Source organism: Methanothermobacter defluvii, assembly GCF_003385755.1.
GTDB lineage: Archaea > Methanobacteriota > Methanobacteria > Methanobacteriales > Methanothermobacteraceae > Methanothermobacter > Methanothermobacter thermautotrophicus.
Genome location: NZ_QREL01000001.1, coordinates 209,391 through 222,500, shown reverse-complemented (window position 1 = coordinate 222,500; position 13,110 = coordinate 209,391). Strand labels below are relative to the sequence as shown.

At 50.0% G+C, this 13,110-nt stretch carries 14 protein-coding genes; 6 read left to right on the top strand and 8 right to left on the bottom strand.

The genetic code is table 11. From position 1 onward, the window contains the following. Position 1: 1 nt before the first annotated feature. Positions 2 to 484 (bottom strand): 50S ribosomal protein L16, encoded by a 483-nt coding sequence (gene rplJ, locus C7452_RS01295; RefSeq protein WP_010876743.1) that lies wholly within the window; start codon positions 482 to 484, stop codon positions 2 to 4. A 162-nt stretch (positions 485 to 646) separates the two neighbouring features. Here rplJ and C7452_RS01290 point away from each other — a divergent pair, with 162 nt between their 5' ends. From C7452_RS01290 to C7452_RS01275, 4 genes are read left to right on the top strand one after another with little or no spacing between them, the layout of a single operon-like run. Continuing rightward, on the top strand, positions 647 to 1,438 hold the full coding sequence (locus C7452_RS01290; protein ID WP_115891975.1) for an ATP-binding protein: 792 nt from the start codon (positions 647 to 649) through the stop codon (positions 1,436 to 1,438). A 1-nt stretch (position 1,439) separates the two neighbouring features. After that, a complete protein-coding gene (locus C7452_RS01285) occupies positions 1,440 to 1,730 on the top strand; it encodes a KEOPS complex subunit Pcc1 (RefSeq protein WP_115891974.1) in 291 nt (96 codons plus the stop codon). 4 nt (positions 1,731 to 1,734) lie between these two features. Further along, positions 1,735 to 3,276, top strand: a complete 1,542-nt coding sequence (gene serS, locus C7452_RS01280; RefSeq protein ID WP_115891973.1) for a serine--tRNA ligase — start codon at positions 1,735 to 1,737, stop codon at positions 3,274 to 3,276. Positions 3,277 to 3,290: 14 nt separating this feature from the next. Further along, positions 3,291 to 3,644, top strand: a complete 354-nt coding sequence (locus C7452_RS01275; RefSeq protein ID WP_115891972.1) for a B-box zinc finger protein — start codon at positions 3,291 to 3,293, stop codon at positions 3,642 to 3,644. Between the two features lie 32 nt (positions 3,645 to 3,676). Here the strand turns inward: C7452_RS01275 and C7452_RS01270 are convergent, their stop codons facing one another. From C7452_RS01270 to C7452_RS01260, 3 genes are all read right to left on the bottom strand, one after another. Next, a complete protein-coding gene (locus tag C7452_RS01270) occupies positions 3,677 to 4,825 on the bottom strand; it encodes a histidine kinase dimerization/phosphoacceptor domain -containing protein (RefSeq protein ID WP_115891971.1) in 1,149 nt (382 codons plus the stop codon). Between the two features lie 82 nt (positions 4,826 to 4,907). After that, positions 4,908 to 5,660, bottom strand: a complete 753-nt coding sequence (locus C7452_RS01265; RefSeq protein WP_115891970.1) for a peptidylprolyl isomerase — start codon at positions 5,658 to 5,660, stop codon at positions 4,908 to 4,910. Next, the gene (locus C7452_RS01260) at positions 5,651 to 6,748 is read right to left on the bottom strand and encodes a nucleotidyltransferase family protein (protein WP_115891969.1); all 1,098 of its coding nucleotides are present in this window, start codon (positions 6,746 to 6,748) and stop codon (positions 5,651 to 5,653) included. Before C7452_RS01260 ends, C7452_RS01265 begins: the two co-directional genes overlap by 10 nt. Positions 6,749 to 6,804: 56 nt before the next feature. Here C7452_RS01260 and pyrC point away from each other — a divergent pair, with 56 nt between their 5' ends. Together pyrC and C7452_RS01250 are read left to right on the top strand one after the other, a co-directional pair. Next, positions 6,805 to 8,121 carry a dihydroorotase gene (pyrC, locus tag C7452_RS01255; RefSeq protein ID WP_115891968.1) on the top strand — a complete coding sequence of 439 codons (1,317 nt, stop codon included), beginning with the start codon at positions 6,805 to 6,807 and terminating at the stop codon, positions 8,119 to 8,121. Positions 8,122 to 8,379: 258 nt separating this feature from the next. Continuing rightward, a complete protein-coding gene (locus C7452_RS01250) occupies positions 8,380 to 8,562 on the top strand; it encodes a CooT family nickel-binding protein (RefSeq protein WP_115891967.1) in 183 nt (60 codons plus the stop codon). A gap of 123 nt (positions 8,563 to 8,685) precedes the next feature. Here the strand turns inward: C7452_RS01250 and mcrA are convergent, their stop codons facing one another. From mcrA to mcrB, 4 genes are read right to left on the bottom strand one after another with little or no spacing between them, the layout of a single operon-like run. Then, on the bottom strand, positions 8,686 to 10,347 hold the full coding sequence (gene mcrA, locus C7452_RS01245; protein WP_048175703.1) for a coenzyme-B sulfoethylthiotransferase subunit alpha: 1,662 nt from the start codon (positions 10,345 to 10,347) through the stop codon (positions 8,686 to 8,688). After that, the gene (gene mcrG, locus C7452_RS01240; protein WP_010876754.1) at positions 10,347 to 11,144 is read right to left on the bottom strand and encodes a coenzyme-B sulfoethylthiotransferase subunit gamma; all 798 of its coding nucleotides are present in this window, start codon (positions 11,142 to 11,144) and stop codon (positions 10,347 to 10,349) included. The genes mcrA and mcrG overlap by 1 nt, the downstream gene beginning before the upstream one ends. A 15-nt stretch (positions 11,145 to 11,159) precedes the next feature. Beyond that, a complete protein-coding gene (gene mcrD / locus C7452_RS01235; RefSeq protein WP_369798257.1) occupies positions 11,160 to 11,645 on the bottom strand; it encodes a methyl-coenzyme M reductase operon protein D in 486 nt (161 codons plus the stop codon). A 19-nt stretch (positions 11,646 to 11,664) separates the two neighbouring features. Beyond that, on the bottom strand, positions 11,665 to 12,996 hold the full coding sequence (gene mcrB / locus C7452_RS01230) for a coenzyme-B sulfoethylthiotransferase subunit beta (protein WP_115891966.1): 1,332 nt from the start codon (positions 12,994 to 12,996) through the stop codon (positions 11,665 to 11,667). Positions 12,997 to 13,110: the final 114 nt, after the last annotated feature.

The following is a 13,110-nucleotide window of genomic DNA, read 5'->3' as shown; positions in this document are numbered from 1 at the left end:
TTTATTTAACCAGTTCCTCGCCCCTGTCAATGACGATCCTGCATGGCACCGGGAACTTCATTGCAGCCCTTCTGAGGGCCTCCTTGGCATCCTTGAAGTTCTTCTTGTTCGTTTCGATTGTAATTATCTTCTGGTTCTTCTTAACGAGTGCCACAGTACTTACAGGTTTACCGAAGGCCTTCCTCATACCGTCCTGTACACGGTCAGCCCCGGCACCGGTCGCCATGGGGTTTTCACGTACAATGTGGTGGGGGTAAACCCTTATCTTGAGGTGGTAACCCATCCTACCGGCCCTCCTCTGCATGTAACGGTTTGAGGCTATCCTGGCAGCCTCAAGGGCGTTGTGGGTTATCTGGGTGGGTGCCTTGACGGCCACACTCAGTGAAATAGGGAATTCAGCTGAGAGGTTACCCATATCATATTGAACGATCTTTGAACCTGGAATCTTCTTGATATATTCTCTTCTTGTGTATGCACGAACCATAAATAATCCTCCTGTGATCCTGTGAGAATAACTATGAAATGAGTATCTCGGTAACCATTAATAAATATTGTCTTGGACAGCAAAGAGTTAATAGATAACCTGAAAATATAAGGATACATATAATTAGCAGGGATGGTTTTTAAAAGTTTCCATGGTGTCATCATGAAGATAGCCATAACAGGTAAGGGTGGGGTCGGCAAGACAACCATAGCCGGGACCCTGGCCTGCATATTCTCAGAGAACTTCCAGGTCTTTGCCATAGACGCTGACCCTGATATGAACCTGGCATCCAGCATAGGGATAAAGGGGGATGTGGAGCCGATATCAAGGATGAAGGATGTTATAAGGGAGCGGACCGGTGCTGAGCCGGGTTCCTCCTTCGGTGAGGTCTTCAAGCTAAACCCCAGGATAGGTGACCTCCCGGATTCCCTCTCAATTGAACATCCCCTCCGCCCCGGCCTCAGGGTCATGGTGATGGGTACCGTTGAACATGGAGGTGAGGGATGCGTATGCCCGGCCTCGGTGCTCCTCAAGGCCCTTCTGAGGCACCTGATACTCAGGAAGGATGAGATGGTTATACTGGACATGGAGGCGGGGATAGAGCACCTTGGAAGGAGAACCGCTGAATCCGTGGACCTCATGGTGGTGGTGGTTGAACCCGGCCTCAAATCACTTGAAACCGCTGAAAGGATAAAGAAGCTCGCAGGTGACATTGGAGTGAAGAGGATAATGGCAGTGATAAACAAGGTCTCAGATATCCATGAGGAGGAATTCATGAGGGAGCGACTCGCATCCCTTAACCTGGAGGTCCTTGGATCGGTGCCAAGGGATGAAAAGGTTATAGCCGCGGATATGAGGGGGGAACCCCTCATGATGTACCCTGATTCAGAGGCACTGAGGTCCATAAGGGACATCGCAGAGAGGATAATATCACTCCAGGCAAAGGTGGAATGAGATGAAATCTGAAACAAAGTCCCGAAGCAGAGAGAAGAATGAAATGAAGATATCCATAACCATAAAAGCAGAATATGAATCCAGGGAGGAAGCCGAGATCATGAAAAGAGTCCTTGAACCGGATAACACATCATTTGTTGAATCCGAAATTCAGGGCTCCGAGGTCAGGTTCACAACAGAGGCGGACTCCATTGGCACCGCCCTAAACACTGCAGATGACCTTATATTCTCTGAGATGATGGCTGAGAAGATGATGATACTGAATGAATCAGATTCAAAGGATAAACGGTGATCAGATGAAATTCAAACTCAAGGGAATAATGAAACTCAGCAAAGAGGTTCCCGGGATAGGGGATGACCTGGAAAAATTCTTCACTGAAGCCGAATCAGACATCCTGCGCAGGGGAGTTCCGGAGGGGCAGGAACATGAAGCAGCCCATATAAAATCCTGGAGACTTGAAGGCGACACCCTGCACATTGAGATGGAGTCAGGGAGACGGGTGAGGGCCCATGATGGTCTCCTCAGGCTCAAGAAACCCCTGGGACAGTTACTCGGGCCGAAGTACAGGGTAGGTGTGAGGGGGATATCAGTAACCGATTACACCATGGAAATGGAGGCCCCCGGGGTCTCAGGGATCCCAGGACTGGCTGAACTGCCCTTCGTGGAGGAAGCAACCATCAAAGATGGCACCATACTTGTCAGATTCAAACCTCTCGAGGAATCCGACCTGAGGAAACACGTGGTTGACCGTGTGGTGAAGCACGCCAGGAACCTTGTTGAATCCTCAGAGGACCTGACGGTCCAGGTTACAAGGGCAACACCCGGTGAGATAATTGCCAGAAGCAAAAAGAGGGAGTTTTTATTTGATGGTGACCCCACAGAGGAGGCCATGCGCCTTGGATGGGTCAAGAAGTTCCCTGGAAGGGGGCAGTGGTTCTACGGTCCAAAGATAACCGCCCTCCACCGGGCCCTGGAGGATTTCCTCATTGAAAGGATTGTGAAGCCCCTGGGATTTGTTGAGTGCCTCTTCCCCAAACTCATACCCCTTGACATCATGAATAAGATGAGATACCTTGAGGGCCTCCCTGAGGGTATGTACTACTGCAGCGCGCCGAGCAGGGACCCTGAGACCTTTGAGGAGTTCAAAAATGAGCTCATCATAAACAGGGAAGTGCCCATGGATCTGCTTAAGAGGGGAATAAAGGATCCCGGTTATGTTATAGCCCCGGCCCAGTGCGAACCCTTCTACCAGTTCCTCTCACACGAGGTTGTGAGTGCTGAGGACCTCCCAATAAAGTTCTTTGACAGGAGCGGCTGGACCTACAGGTGGGAGGCCGGGGGGGCCAAGGGCCTTGACAGGGTCCATGAATTCCAGAGGATAGAACTTGTATGGCTGGCTGAACCCGGAGAGACAGAGGATATACGTGACCGGACAGTTGAACTATCACATGATGCCGCCGATGAACTGGAACTTGAATGGTACACAGAGGTTGGTGATGACCCCTTCTACCTGGAGGGCCGGAAGGTTGAGGAGAGGGGGATAGAGTTCCCTGATGTTCCAAAGTACGAGATGAGGCTCTCACTCCCTGGCCGGGAGAAGGGGGTTGCAGTTGTATCAGCCAATGTCCATGGTACCCACTTCATCGAGGGCTTCTCAATAAGGGAGACCCGTAACCAGAACATCTGGACCGGATGCACAGGGATAGGACTTTCAAGGTGGATCTATGGTTTCCTGGCCCAGAAGGGCTTCGAGACCGGAAACTGGCCAGACTTCATAGGGGAACGTGTTGAAGGAGTTGAGAACCCGAGAATCATAACCTGGCCGCGCCAGGAGTGAAGGAGGGTGATGCCTTGAACTGCGACAAGCACCCTGAACGTGAGGGTGTGGCCTCATGCATAATCTGCGGTAGGATACTCTGCGAGGAGTGCCGGCTCAAACTCGCCGGCAGGAACTACTGCCAGAGCTGCGCAGATAAACTGTTCCAGGAAAGATATGGAGAAACCGTGGAGACTGAGAGTAATGGAATGGGATTGGGGGTTAAAATCCTCATGGCCCTCCTCGTAATCCTCGCTGTCCTTGCACTGGTATCCTACATGATCTACACGGTATACCTTGCACCATACTATGGCAGCGCTGAGAACGTCATAAGGATACTCATGAATGACCCTGAAAGGATAATAAGATTCCTCTCAGGTAACATATAAATCAGAACAGGGCTCAGGGAACATCCAGAGGGTCATCTCAAACCATTCCCTCCAATCCTATCAGGGTACCCCAGTTCCCTGAACTCAACCCTGAAGGTTGTCCAGTCATTTGAATGGCACTCAATACTCCCCTCAAGCTGTCCCACCAGATTCTTAACAAGTTCAAGCCCGATACCCCCTGACTCTTCAATACTGAAATTATCAGGAAGGCCACGGCCATTATCAGCCACCTCCAGGATGAATCCATCATCCAGGGCCTCAAGGGATATTCTGATGATTCCACCATCAGTAAATGCATGCCTGATGCTGTTGGATACAAGTTCGCCCACTATGAGGCCGAGGGGGGCGGCTGTCTCAATATTGAACTCAACATCAGGTACATCCACCTCGAATTCAGCGGCTGATTGATACATGTCACGGAGGTAGCCTGTGAGGCCCCCTACATAGGATGCGAAGTTGATGCTGCTGGACTCGGGCCTGGATAGAAGTATCTCATGGATCACTGCCATGGACTTTATCCTCAGCTGAAGACTCCTCATGATCTCAGCTTGCTCCCGGCTCATTTTGGAGGACTGGATGTTTATCAGACTGGATATTACCTGGAGGTTATTCTTGACACGGTGATGGAGTTCTGCGAGGAGCGTTCTGTTGGCCTCAAGGGCCCTCCTTGCAGCCTCCTCTGAATTCTTTATATCTGTGAGGTCCTCGAAGATTCCAAGGAATCCGCCCTCGATTCTGATGATGACCACACGGAGCCACCTTCCCCCCACCCTTACCATGAACTCCCTATCAGGACCGGCTTCGAGGTCCGGGTGGATATCACCAATCAGCATGCCATCCAGGGAATCACCATGTAGCCGCCCCATGGCAGGGTTGGATTCAAGTATCCTCCCGGAGGTGTCCATGAGGACCACGCCCACAGGGAGTTCCATGAAGAGTGAGCGGAACTTATATTCGCTGATCCTCAGTGACCTCTCCTTCTCACTTAGGGATTTGAGGTATAATCTGAGGATGGAGTATAGAAGCAGAGAAGTTAAGATTATGAAGAGTGAACCCTTGATAATTGAGATACCCGCAACAAATGATGGTTGAAAAATCAGGTAATCAGAGGATAGAATCCAGATTATGCTGAAGAGGGCATAGTAGAGTGCTATCCTGAGTGCATCTCTTTCTGGATCCATGTATTGAGTTATGGCTGTGGAAGTATAATAAATTTAGTGAATCTGAGAGGTCCAAAATAGATTTTTAGAGGATATGAGGGAATTACTCCTCCCCTGCATCCTCAACCTCTTCCTCCTTTTCTTCAGGCTCCACGTCCCTCTTTTCGAAGACATCGGCGAATTCGACCTTCTCAACACCCTCGATGTTCTCCCAGATGTCACGGGCTATTCTGAACCTTGCAAGGGTCACATCCATGTAGGACCTGTTATCGAAGCGGGTCATCTCATCCATATGTATTGTGACCTTCCCGTCCTCTATTTTAACCTCTGTCTTGTCGATGTCCATGTTCTGGGAGGGGTAGTGGAGCTGGATCATGCTCTTCACCTTTTCAGCGTCATCGGTGATTATCTCCTTAACCTTTAAATCATATTCAAGGGTTTTCCCTGCCAGTTCATGGTTGAAGTCGACCCTCACACGGCCGCCTGAGACATTTAGGACCCTGCCCTCGTGTCCCTCAACTGTGAGTGTCATTCCAGGGTATGGTTTTATGCCCTGCCTTTTGAACTCACCCATGGGTATGAGCTGGACAAGTTTGGGGTCCCTGTTACCGAAGGCATCCTCTGGTTCAATCTCAACGTGTTTCTCCTCGCCTTCCTCCATTCCGATGACAGCCTCATCGAGGCCCTTTATGAGGTGTCCGCCTCCGACAACAACTGGTATGGGGCCGAACATCTTCTTTATGGCCAGCCCTGCTTCCCTGGCAACCTCCTCGTATGTTGTGTCAAAGACCTCGCCGGTCTCCTTGACCTTACCTGTGAATTCTATTTTTATAAAGTCTCCTTTATTCACTGCCATATCTCTAGCCTCCTGTGTGGTATTCTATCTTTAAATTCTCTCAGGATCTGTTTATCCTTAAATCCAAGAATTCGAATTACTGATGGATAATTTTCTATATATTTATGGACCAGTCCCTTATGAACCTTTGCCTCAAGGACCGAGAGTATGCGCTGCCTGTGGTGTCTGCTGAATGATGGGGGTATGGCCTCCTCAACCTCCCTGATGGTCGTGTAGGGTCTTCCCCTGATAAGGGCAGCGGCTGTGACCTCATCAAAGAGGTTAAGGTCCATGAGCTCGTCCATTCCGGGTTCACTGGCGTTTCTGATTATCTCATCCTCAAGGCGCATTTCATGGAGGGGTGCCCTTCCAGCGTCAATCTCCTCCCTCAGGACATCCAGGGTCTCCGGGGGTAGCATGCCGGCTACCCTGTGAAGGTCCCCATCAGAGACAGCTCTCCTTATCTCGGTGCCGCTCACACCACCGATCCTCTCCACGAAGATGAACTTCCCCCTGAAGTCAAAGCCAAGCTTACCCAGGGCCCTTGCGAGTGAGGTGATGACATAGTTGTCCTCCTCCAGTGGGCCCTCCAGGAGTGTTTCTCCTGTTTCAAGGTCCACGATCCTGTGGGGCCTCGGCACAACTCTGTGGCCCATGTTTATCCTCCTCAGGACCTCATCAAAGCCAGGGATAGGCCGGTAGCCTCTGGGTATCCAGTCGGCGTCCAGGGCCCTGAACATCCCTGCAAGGCACAGTGAGTACTGACCTGAACCCATAACACCCATGGGTGGGCCCTCAACGGCTATGTCTGCCCCTGCACGTATGGCTATTGCTGCCCTCGCCTCCCGGGTCATTATGTAGGGCAAACCCCTCCCGTTACGCTCGAGGGGGCCGGGTATCACTGCAACGAAGATTCCACAGGGCACCCTCCTCTTTGCCTCCATCATGCAGTGCCTGTGTCCGATGTGGAAGGGGGAGTACTCGGTGAAGTCTGCAATGATTTCAGGTTCAGCAGCATGGTCACCATACTCAGGCAGTGCCTCCGCATCATTCTCCATTATCTGAATGTCCCTTCCCATGATCTTCTTCAGAAAGGATTCCGATGGCATAATATTAATCTGTACGGGAGATAAATAAGGATACCACATGAGTGGATGGTGTCAGAATGTTTGATCTTTCACTTGAAAACTGCAGGGTTGACAGGGACCTCACAGTGAATATAGGGGTGGATGATGGTAAGATAGTGCAGATATCCCGTGGAAGGATTGATGCTTCAGAGAGGATTGACCTGAAGGGCTACTTCGTGCTCCCTGGACTCATAGACTCCCACGTGCATTTCAGGGACCCCGGGCTGGAGTACAAGGAGGACTTCAGGACCGGTTCAATGGCGGCTGCCCACGGAGGCTTTGCCACAGTCCTTGACATGCCAAATACGGTTCCCCCGACAGATAATGCTGCTGAATTCCAGAGGAAGATAAGGATCGGTGAAAGAAAGAGTGTTGTTGATTTTGGGCTCCACGCTGGTTTCAGGAGTGTTTCAGACGTTAAAGGTATTCTCAGGTTCATGCCAGCCTCCTTCAAGGTGTTCATGGACCTCACAGGGATCAGTGCAGTTGATGGGCTCTTCAGAGAGCTTAAGGCTCTATCGGCTCCGGTGCCGGTCACCGTGCACTGCGAGAACAGGGATGTGGTCATGGAATCCATGAAGGAGTTAAAGGATATGAGTGATCCCTCCGTCTATGCCCTTGCAAGGCCGCCCCTCGCAGAGGAGGTCTCTGTGGCCGAGGTCCTGGCACTATCCCTGCACCATGAACACCCCGTGCACATCTGTCATCTGAGCACAGTGAAGTCCCTTCAGCTTGTTGAACCCTTCAGGGATTACGTGACCTGTGAGGTCACACCACACCACCTTATGCTTGATTCAGGGGCCTTTAGAAGATTCGGGACAGTGGTGAAAACAAATCCTCCCCTGAGGCCCCCTGAGAGCCGGATTTATCCGGAATTTCTTGATAGGATCAATGTCATTGGAACCGATCATGCCCCACACGGTATCGAGGAAAAGAGGAAGGGTGTCTGGGACGCTCCACCAGGGATCCCCAACCTGGAGGTTGTACTTAAACTGTTGCTTACACTGGTCTCAAAGGGGAGGATGTCCCTTTACACAATACGGAGGATGCTTGCAGAGGAGCCTGCAAGGATATTTGGTTTAAGGTCCAAGGGGAGGATAAGTGAGGGTATGGATGCCGATTTTACCGTCGTTGATCTTAAAGAAACTGGCAGTATAAGTTCAGATGACTTCTATAGTAAGGCCCACTACACCCCCTTTGAGGGTTTCAGTTACACAGGCACACCGGTCATGACCATGGTCAGGGGCAGGGTTGTCATGAGAGATGGGGAAGTGCTTGAGGGGAATGGCAGGTACATCCCTGCAGAGCATGATAGTAAACCTGAGACTTCAGGAAGTGAGGTTGACCTATCTTAATGGTAGAAACACGCATTTATTCATCTTTCTTTCATTTCCATGGCTTCCTCCTTTAATTCTGTGTTTGAATGGACTTAAGACCTCTTCTAGGATTACCTTTTAACTCTGTGTTCAAAGCACCTGCTTTGCCTCAATACCATCTATCAGGAGAGCCGACGATGGATTCTAACCGCAAAAAAGAACATGATTAATAATGAAAAAATTTATATTGAATAAGAACATATTCTTGAACTCAATGCAAATGTGTGGTGAAAGCATATGTGTGAATCAAACCTTTACTCAGAAGGTGGAGACCTCCTCATGGAGGACGTTATATTCATTGAGGTCCTTGAAGATGGGATCCGGGCAACAGACATACTTGACTCCCGGAAGGAATTCCATGGAAAAATAACAAGGATAGACCTTGATAAACACAGGATCTACATTGAAACAGAAGACTGAATTCATTGAAATGGAATGATGAACTGACTCTACCATTCCCTTTTTTGAATTGAAACCTTAAAATGAGAAACTGACTCTATAAATCCTTTTTGAAGCCATAAAAAAGAAAAAAATCTGCTGGAATTATTTTCCAGCTGGTATGATGAGGTCCCTTTCTCCCTCTGGCATGAACTCCCTGAGTGCACCTGCTGCAATTGACTTCCTTGGTGATGTGAAGTCAAAGGAGAGGTCCTTATCTGCAAATGCAACCTTTATGAGTGGGTTTGTACAGAAGGCGTCTCCCCTTGCAGCGTGTGGTGCCTGGGCTATACCGGCGTACTCTGGCTGGTGACCCACGTTCATGGCATAGTTTGGATAGTTAGGTCCACGGAGTTCGTGTATGAGACCCTCGTCGCTCCTGATTGAGAGGGAGTTGGATGCACCGCACTGGTCCTGCAGGTCGTATCCGTAGAATCCGAGCCTGCTGTGGGCCTCCTTGTGGAGTATCTGGCTGAGGTACCATCCGTTGATACCTGCATTTGAGTTTCCTGTTGCGAAGGCTGTGGAACATCCTGCTGCTGCAGCTGCAACAGCTGCCCTCTGTGATCCTCCGAAGTGGTCCTCCAGGAGGGTGGGGTATTCCTCATACTGTTCAAGTGAGTACAGTGTGACCTCTGTGGATATGTCGCGCACAACATCCATTGTAGGTTTTGTTCCGCAGATTCCGTACTTGTCATCAACGTACTCCATACCATAGTATACGAAGTCGTCGAGGATGTCGTCGGTGTAGGATGCTGTTGCGTACTGGGTGAAACCCACACCACCTGACATGTATGAGCCGAGCCAGACCTGGTCGTAGAGTGCTGCTGCACCTGCGATGACCTCAAGTGATATCTTCGCAGGGTCATCTGAAACCCTTGAAGCCTGGACTATGTCTGCGAATGTTCCGAAGGCAACTCCACCGGGCTCGTTTGGTCCCCTTGCCCTCCTTGCAGGCATTATTGTACCCATCTCTATAACGTCGGCGTGTTTTGCAGCGTATGAGAAGTCAGCGATTGCTGCTTCACCTGCACAGAGCTTGTATGCTGATATGAAGCTCATACCGATCTGCATTGCAGACCATCGTGATACTGTACCACCGTCACAGGTCCTCACGACTATTGTTGGAACCCTGTTGACCTGGTATGTCCTGTTGCCGATGTAGCTCTTGAGCTGTTCGGCCTGTTCCTCAGGGAACTCCTTGTTTATGTCTATGAGTATCCTCTTGTCCAGTTCATCTGCCAGGTTGTCGTCACCTGTGAAGATCTTGGCGTAACAGTCCTCAACGAGTCCAGGGTGTACCTCAACCATGTGCTCCTGTACGACGGCACCGCCGGGGAGGGCGTGGTTGATTGCCTCCATGTACTCGTTTATTGTCTCAGGGGTCACCTCAACACCGAGCCTCTTCTCAAGGACAGCGTGTGCTGTGTCCATACCCACGATGACTGTCCTCTTTATGTCGTCCACCATCTGCTGGATGGCTGCGTTGTTGACGAAGTGGAGGTCGTCACCCTCAACGTAGGCGTCTGTGCCTGATACGCGGTAGGCCATGAGTTTCCTCTGACCCAGGGGCACACCGATGTCAGGGTTGTAGAATGGTATTCCTCCCCTCTTCTCAGCTGCCTTCTTGGCGTACTCTGTGAATTCCTTTTTACGTGCGGACTGTTCCCATCCGCCGAAGCAGTAGAAGTTTGTGTATTTTTCGTCGGGGTCTTCCCCCTCAAACTTCTTCTTTAAAGCTGTAAGGAATAGTTTCTTTTCATCCATTAATCATCACCTAGCCTTTTTCTTAGGTCATCCTTGAATACGTCCATACCGAAACCGCCCATGGTACGGCCGGTGTGTATGTTTTCAACAACTTCAATTGCCTCTTTATCATCCCTCATGGCGATGTTGTCCTTCCTGTAGATTGTGGTGATCTTCTTGAGTTCATCTTCGCCGAGGGGCTGACCCATGTCCACAGGTTCATCGAGGGGCCTTCCGACCTGGTCCTTAACGTATACCACGTGCCCCTTCTCTTCATCGAAGACGTACCTCTGGAGGGCGTCGAACATGAGACCATTTTCATCGAGTCGGAGGGAGTGTCCGTGGACTGTTGCACCCCTTATACCTGTTGTTGCAGGGTCGAAGAGTTCTGTTTCCACGAGTTCCTTGGATACACCCTCAAGGTCGAGTTCCCTCATCTCGATGACCTGTCTTCCTGATAGTGTACCTGTGTCGACACCACGGTATCTCCACATGTAGGTCCTTGCCCTGTCGTAGGGCTGGGCCGGGGCGTTGTACATGGAGTCTGCGAACTGGATGTACCTTACCCTGACACCTTCCTTTGCACCCTGTATGGGTTCAACCATGTCCCTTACTATATCCTCTTCGAAGTCCATCTCATCGAGTGGTGGGTGCACGGATTTGTAGCTCTCACCAGGGTTCCTGTGCCCCAGGACCTTGACCAGGTCCTCATCTGATACTTCCCTTAATTTACGGAATTCGTAATCAGGGTCCATGTGTTTTCTTCTGTTTTCAGCTATCTGGGTTTCTCCAGGAGTGTACTGGGCTTTGTAAGACATTTCATAACCTCACAATCATTTTATGTTAATAACGGTGTCCTTCATCCTTGAACTGGGATCCACCATGCCGATTACCCTTGGATCGATCTTTTCCTCAAATTTAAGTCCGTATTTAAGGTAATCGGAGATGGTTATGTCCTTCTTTGTGAAGGCACCTATGAATACCTTATAGGAGCAGGGGAGCACTTCATCCAGGATTTCCTCGATTGTTTCCATCTTCTCCTCCAGGGCCTCCGGGAGTATGCCCACAATGATCTCTCCGACCTTCACCCGGAGTTCAACCTCCTCTCCGCGGACTTTTATCTTCCGCCGGTCGCTGTGGTTAACCTCTGTTCCCCTTGCGGGGCCATAGTATACCCTGTCAGGTATGGATGGTCCATGGACCAGCACCCTTACTATGCCCTCAAGTTCATAGATTCTGTTAAGAAGAGTCTCAACGGTCTCTGGTTTCAGCAGCCGCTGGGGGAAGATCTTAACATCGATGAATCCTGTTTCTGGCATCATGACTCCCCATTTTAACCTATAACTGGTCCTTTATCTCTGCAGCACCTTTTGCAACGTTAACTATTGGTTCTCTGAAGTAGTCTATTTCGCTGTAAACAGATCCTATGAGTCCTGATGTCTTCTCCACTGAGAACATCTGTGTCCCTGCGTCAAGGCACATTGCTGCGGCCACACATGGTAGAGCAAATCCTTTACTGTGCCTTGTAACGACGTGGTTTCCGTGGAATATACCTGGTCCACCTCCACCATAGATGGAGTGGCTGAAGAATGAGAACCCTACTGCGGTACCCATTGCCCTTCCGAAGTCCACACCTGGAAGTCCTGTCTCGTATTCGAGTATGTCGTTGTAGTAGAGTACTGTTGATGCGACACCCTGGGCTGCCCTTGCTGCTCCAACGTTGACTATTGTTGCTGCAAGGAGACCTGTTGCTGCGTATGCGTTCCATAGAGCCCAGTCGGCTGGTTCGTACATCTTGTAGCCTGATTTCATTTCACTGGCCACCTTGATGACCTTATCCTCTATGGCCCTTTCAACGAGGGATGCTATGACTGTACCCACTGTTCCCTTGCTGTTCTCCTTAACAAGGTCAAAGAGGAGGTTGTTGGCGTTGAGTCCCTGGTATGCAAGTCCAAGGAGGTGCATCCTTTCGAATGCTCCGACTGCGTCACCTGTTTCGAACATTGCTGTCTGTTCGAGTATGGATGATAGTGCTGATGCGTTGAGTGTGTTCTTCCTTGTGATGGCCACGACGTGGTTTGCCATTATGTTCCTTAGACCGTATCCGAGACCCTCCAGGAGTACTGGTGGTCCCAGGAGTGTTGAGAGGTTGGCTCCTGTGAAGTCAACTGTCTGTGGGTATCTTCCCATGACAGCGGTTTTGACTGCGTTCGCATCGAACATGTCCACGTCGAATTCGTCTATTATTGCCTGTACAACTGCAGCTCCTGTGACCAGGGCTGAGACCGTGTAGTCTGCAGCCACACCCATCCTTGTTGTTGGGACCTGTACAAGGATCTGCTGGCCGTTGTTTATGAGGCGGATGTTTGTGTCGTCGTCTTCAGAGGTCTGAACAAGTTTTTTAACCTTTTCAGCTATTGCCTCTGCGTTTTCAACTATTGGCAGTTCAACTTCCCTTCCAGGGATGAAGTTGGACTTTCCGCCGAGGGCTGCCTTCTTGAGGCTTCCCTCTATCCCGGCCAGGTTCACTGCAACTGACCTTTTCACGTCGCTTACCAGGTTTGCTATTGTCGGGTTTTTAAGGGGGCTTACTGCTTCAAGAGGAACATCTTCCTCGAGGAGCTTACCATCTGCCCCGTAGAGATCTACTCTGTCTTCATACATTGGCATGGTATTCACACCTCTTGTTTTATTTATTTATTAATAAAATTTATTATTTTATTAATAAAACTGGTGGGGTTATGGGATTTTCAGGGATAATCCATGGGAATGGTCACCTCATTC

Bases quoted from the DNA above. Each gene is read 5' to 3' on its own strand.
- C7452_RS01270 (WP_115891971.1), bottom strand. From the start codon at position 4,825: ATGGATCCAGAAAGAGATGCACTCAGGATAGCACTCTACTATGCCCTC.
- mcrA (WP_048175703.1), bottom strand. From the start codon at position 10,347: ATGGATGAAAAGAAACTATTCCTTACAGCTTTAAAGAAGAAGTTTGAG.
- rplJ (WP_010876743.1), bottom strand. From the start codon at position 484: ATGGTTCGTGCATACACAAGAAGAGAATATATCAAGAAGATTCCAGGT.
- mcrG (WP_010876754.1), bottom strand. From the start codon at position 11,144: ATGTCTTACAAAGCCCAGTACACTCCTGGAGAAACCCAGATAGCTGAA.
- mcrD (WP_369798257.1), bottom strand. From the start codon at position 11,645: ATGCCAGAAACAGGATTCATCGATGTTAAGATCTTCCCCCAGCGGCTG.
- C7452_RS01265 (WP_115891970.1), bottom strand. From the start codon at position 5,660: ATGGCAGTGAATAAAGGAGACTTTATAAAAATAGAATTCACAGGTAAG.
- C7452_RS01250 (WP_115891967.1), top strand. From the start codon at position 8,380: ATGTGTGAATCAAACCTTTACTCAGAAGGTGGAGACCTCCTCATGGAG.
- C7452_RS01290 (WP_115891975.1), top strand. From the start codon at position 647: ATGAAGATAGCCATAACAGGTAAGGGTGGGGTCGGCAAGACAACCATA.
- C7452_RS01260 (WP_115891969.1), bottom strand. From the start codon at position 6,748: ATGCCATCGGAATCCTTTCTGAAGAAGATCATGGGAAGGGACATTCAG.
- mcrB (WP_115891966.1), bottom strand. From the start codon at position 12,996: ATGCCAATGTATGAAGACAGAGTAGATCTCTACGGGGCAGATGGTAAG.
- pyrC (WP_115891968.1), top strand. From the start codon at position 6,805: ATGTTTGATCTTTCACTTGAAAACTGCAGGGTTGACAGGGACCTCACA.
- C7452_RS01285 (WP_115891974.1), top strand. From the start codon at position 1,440: ATGAAATCTGAAACAAAGTCCCGAAGCAGAGAGAAGAATGAAATGAAG.
- serS (WP_115891973.1), top strand. From the start codon at position 1,735: ATGAAATTCAAACTCAAGGGAATAATGAAACTCAGCAAAGAGGTTCCC.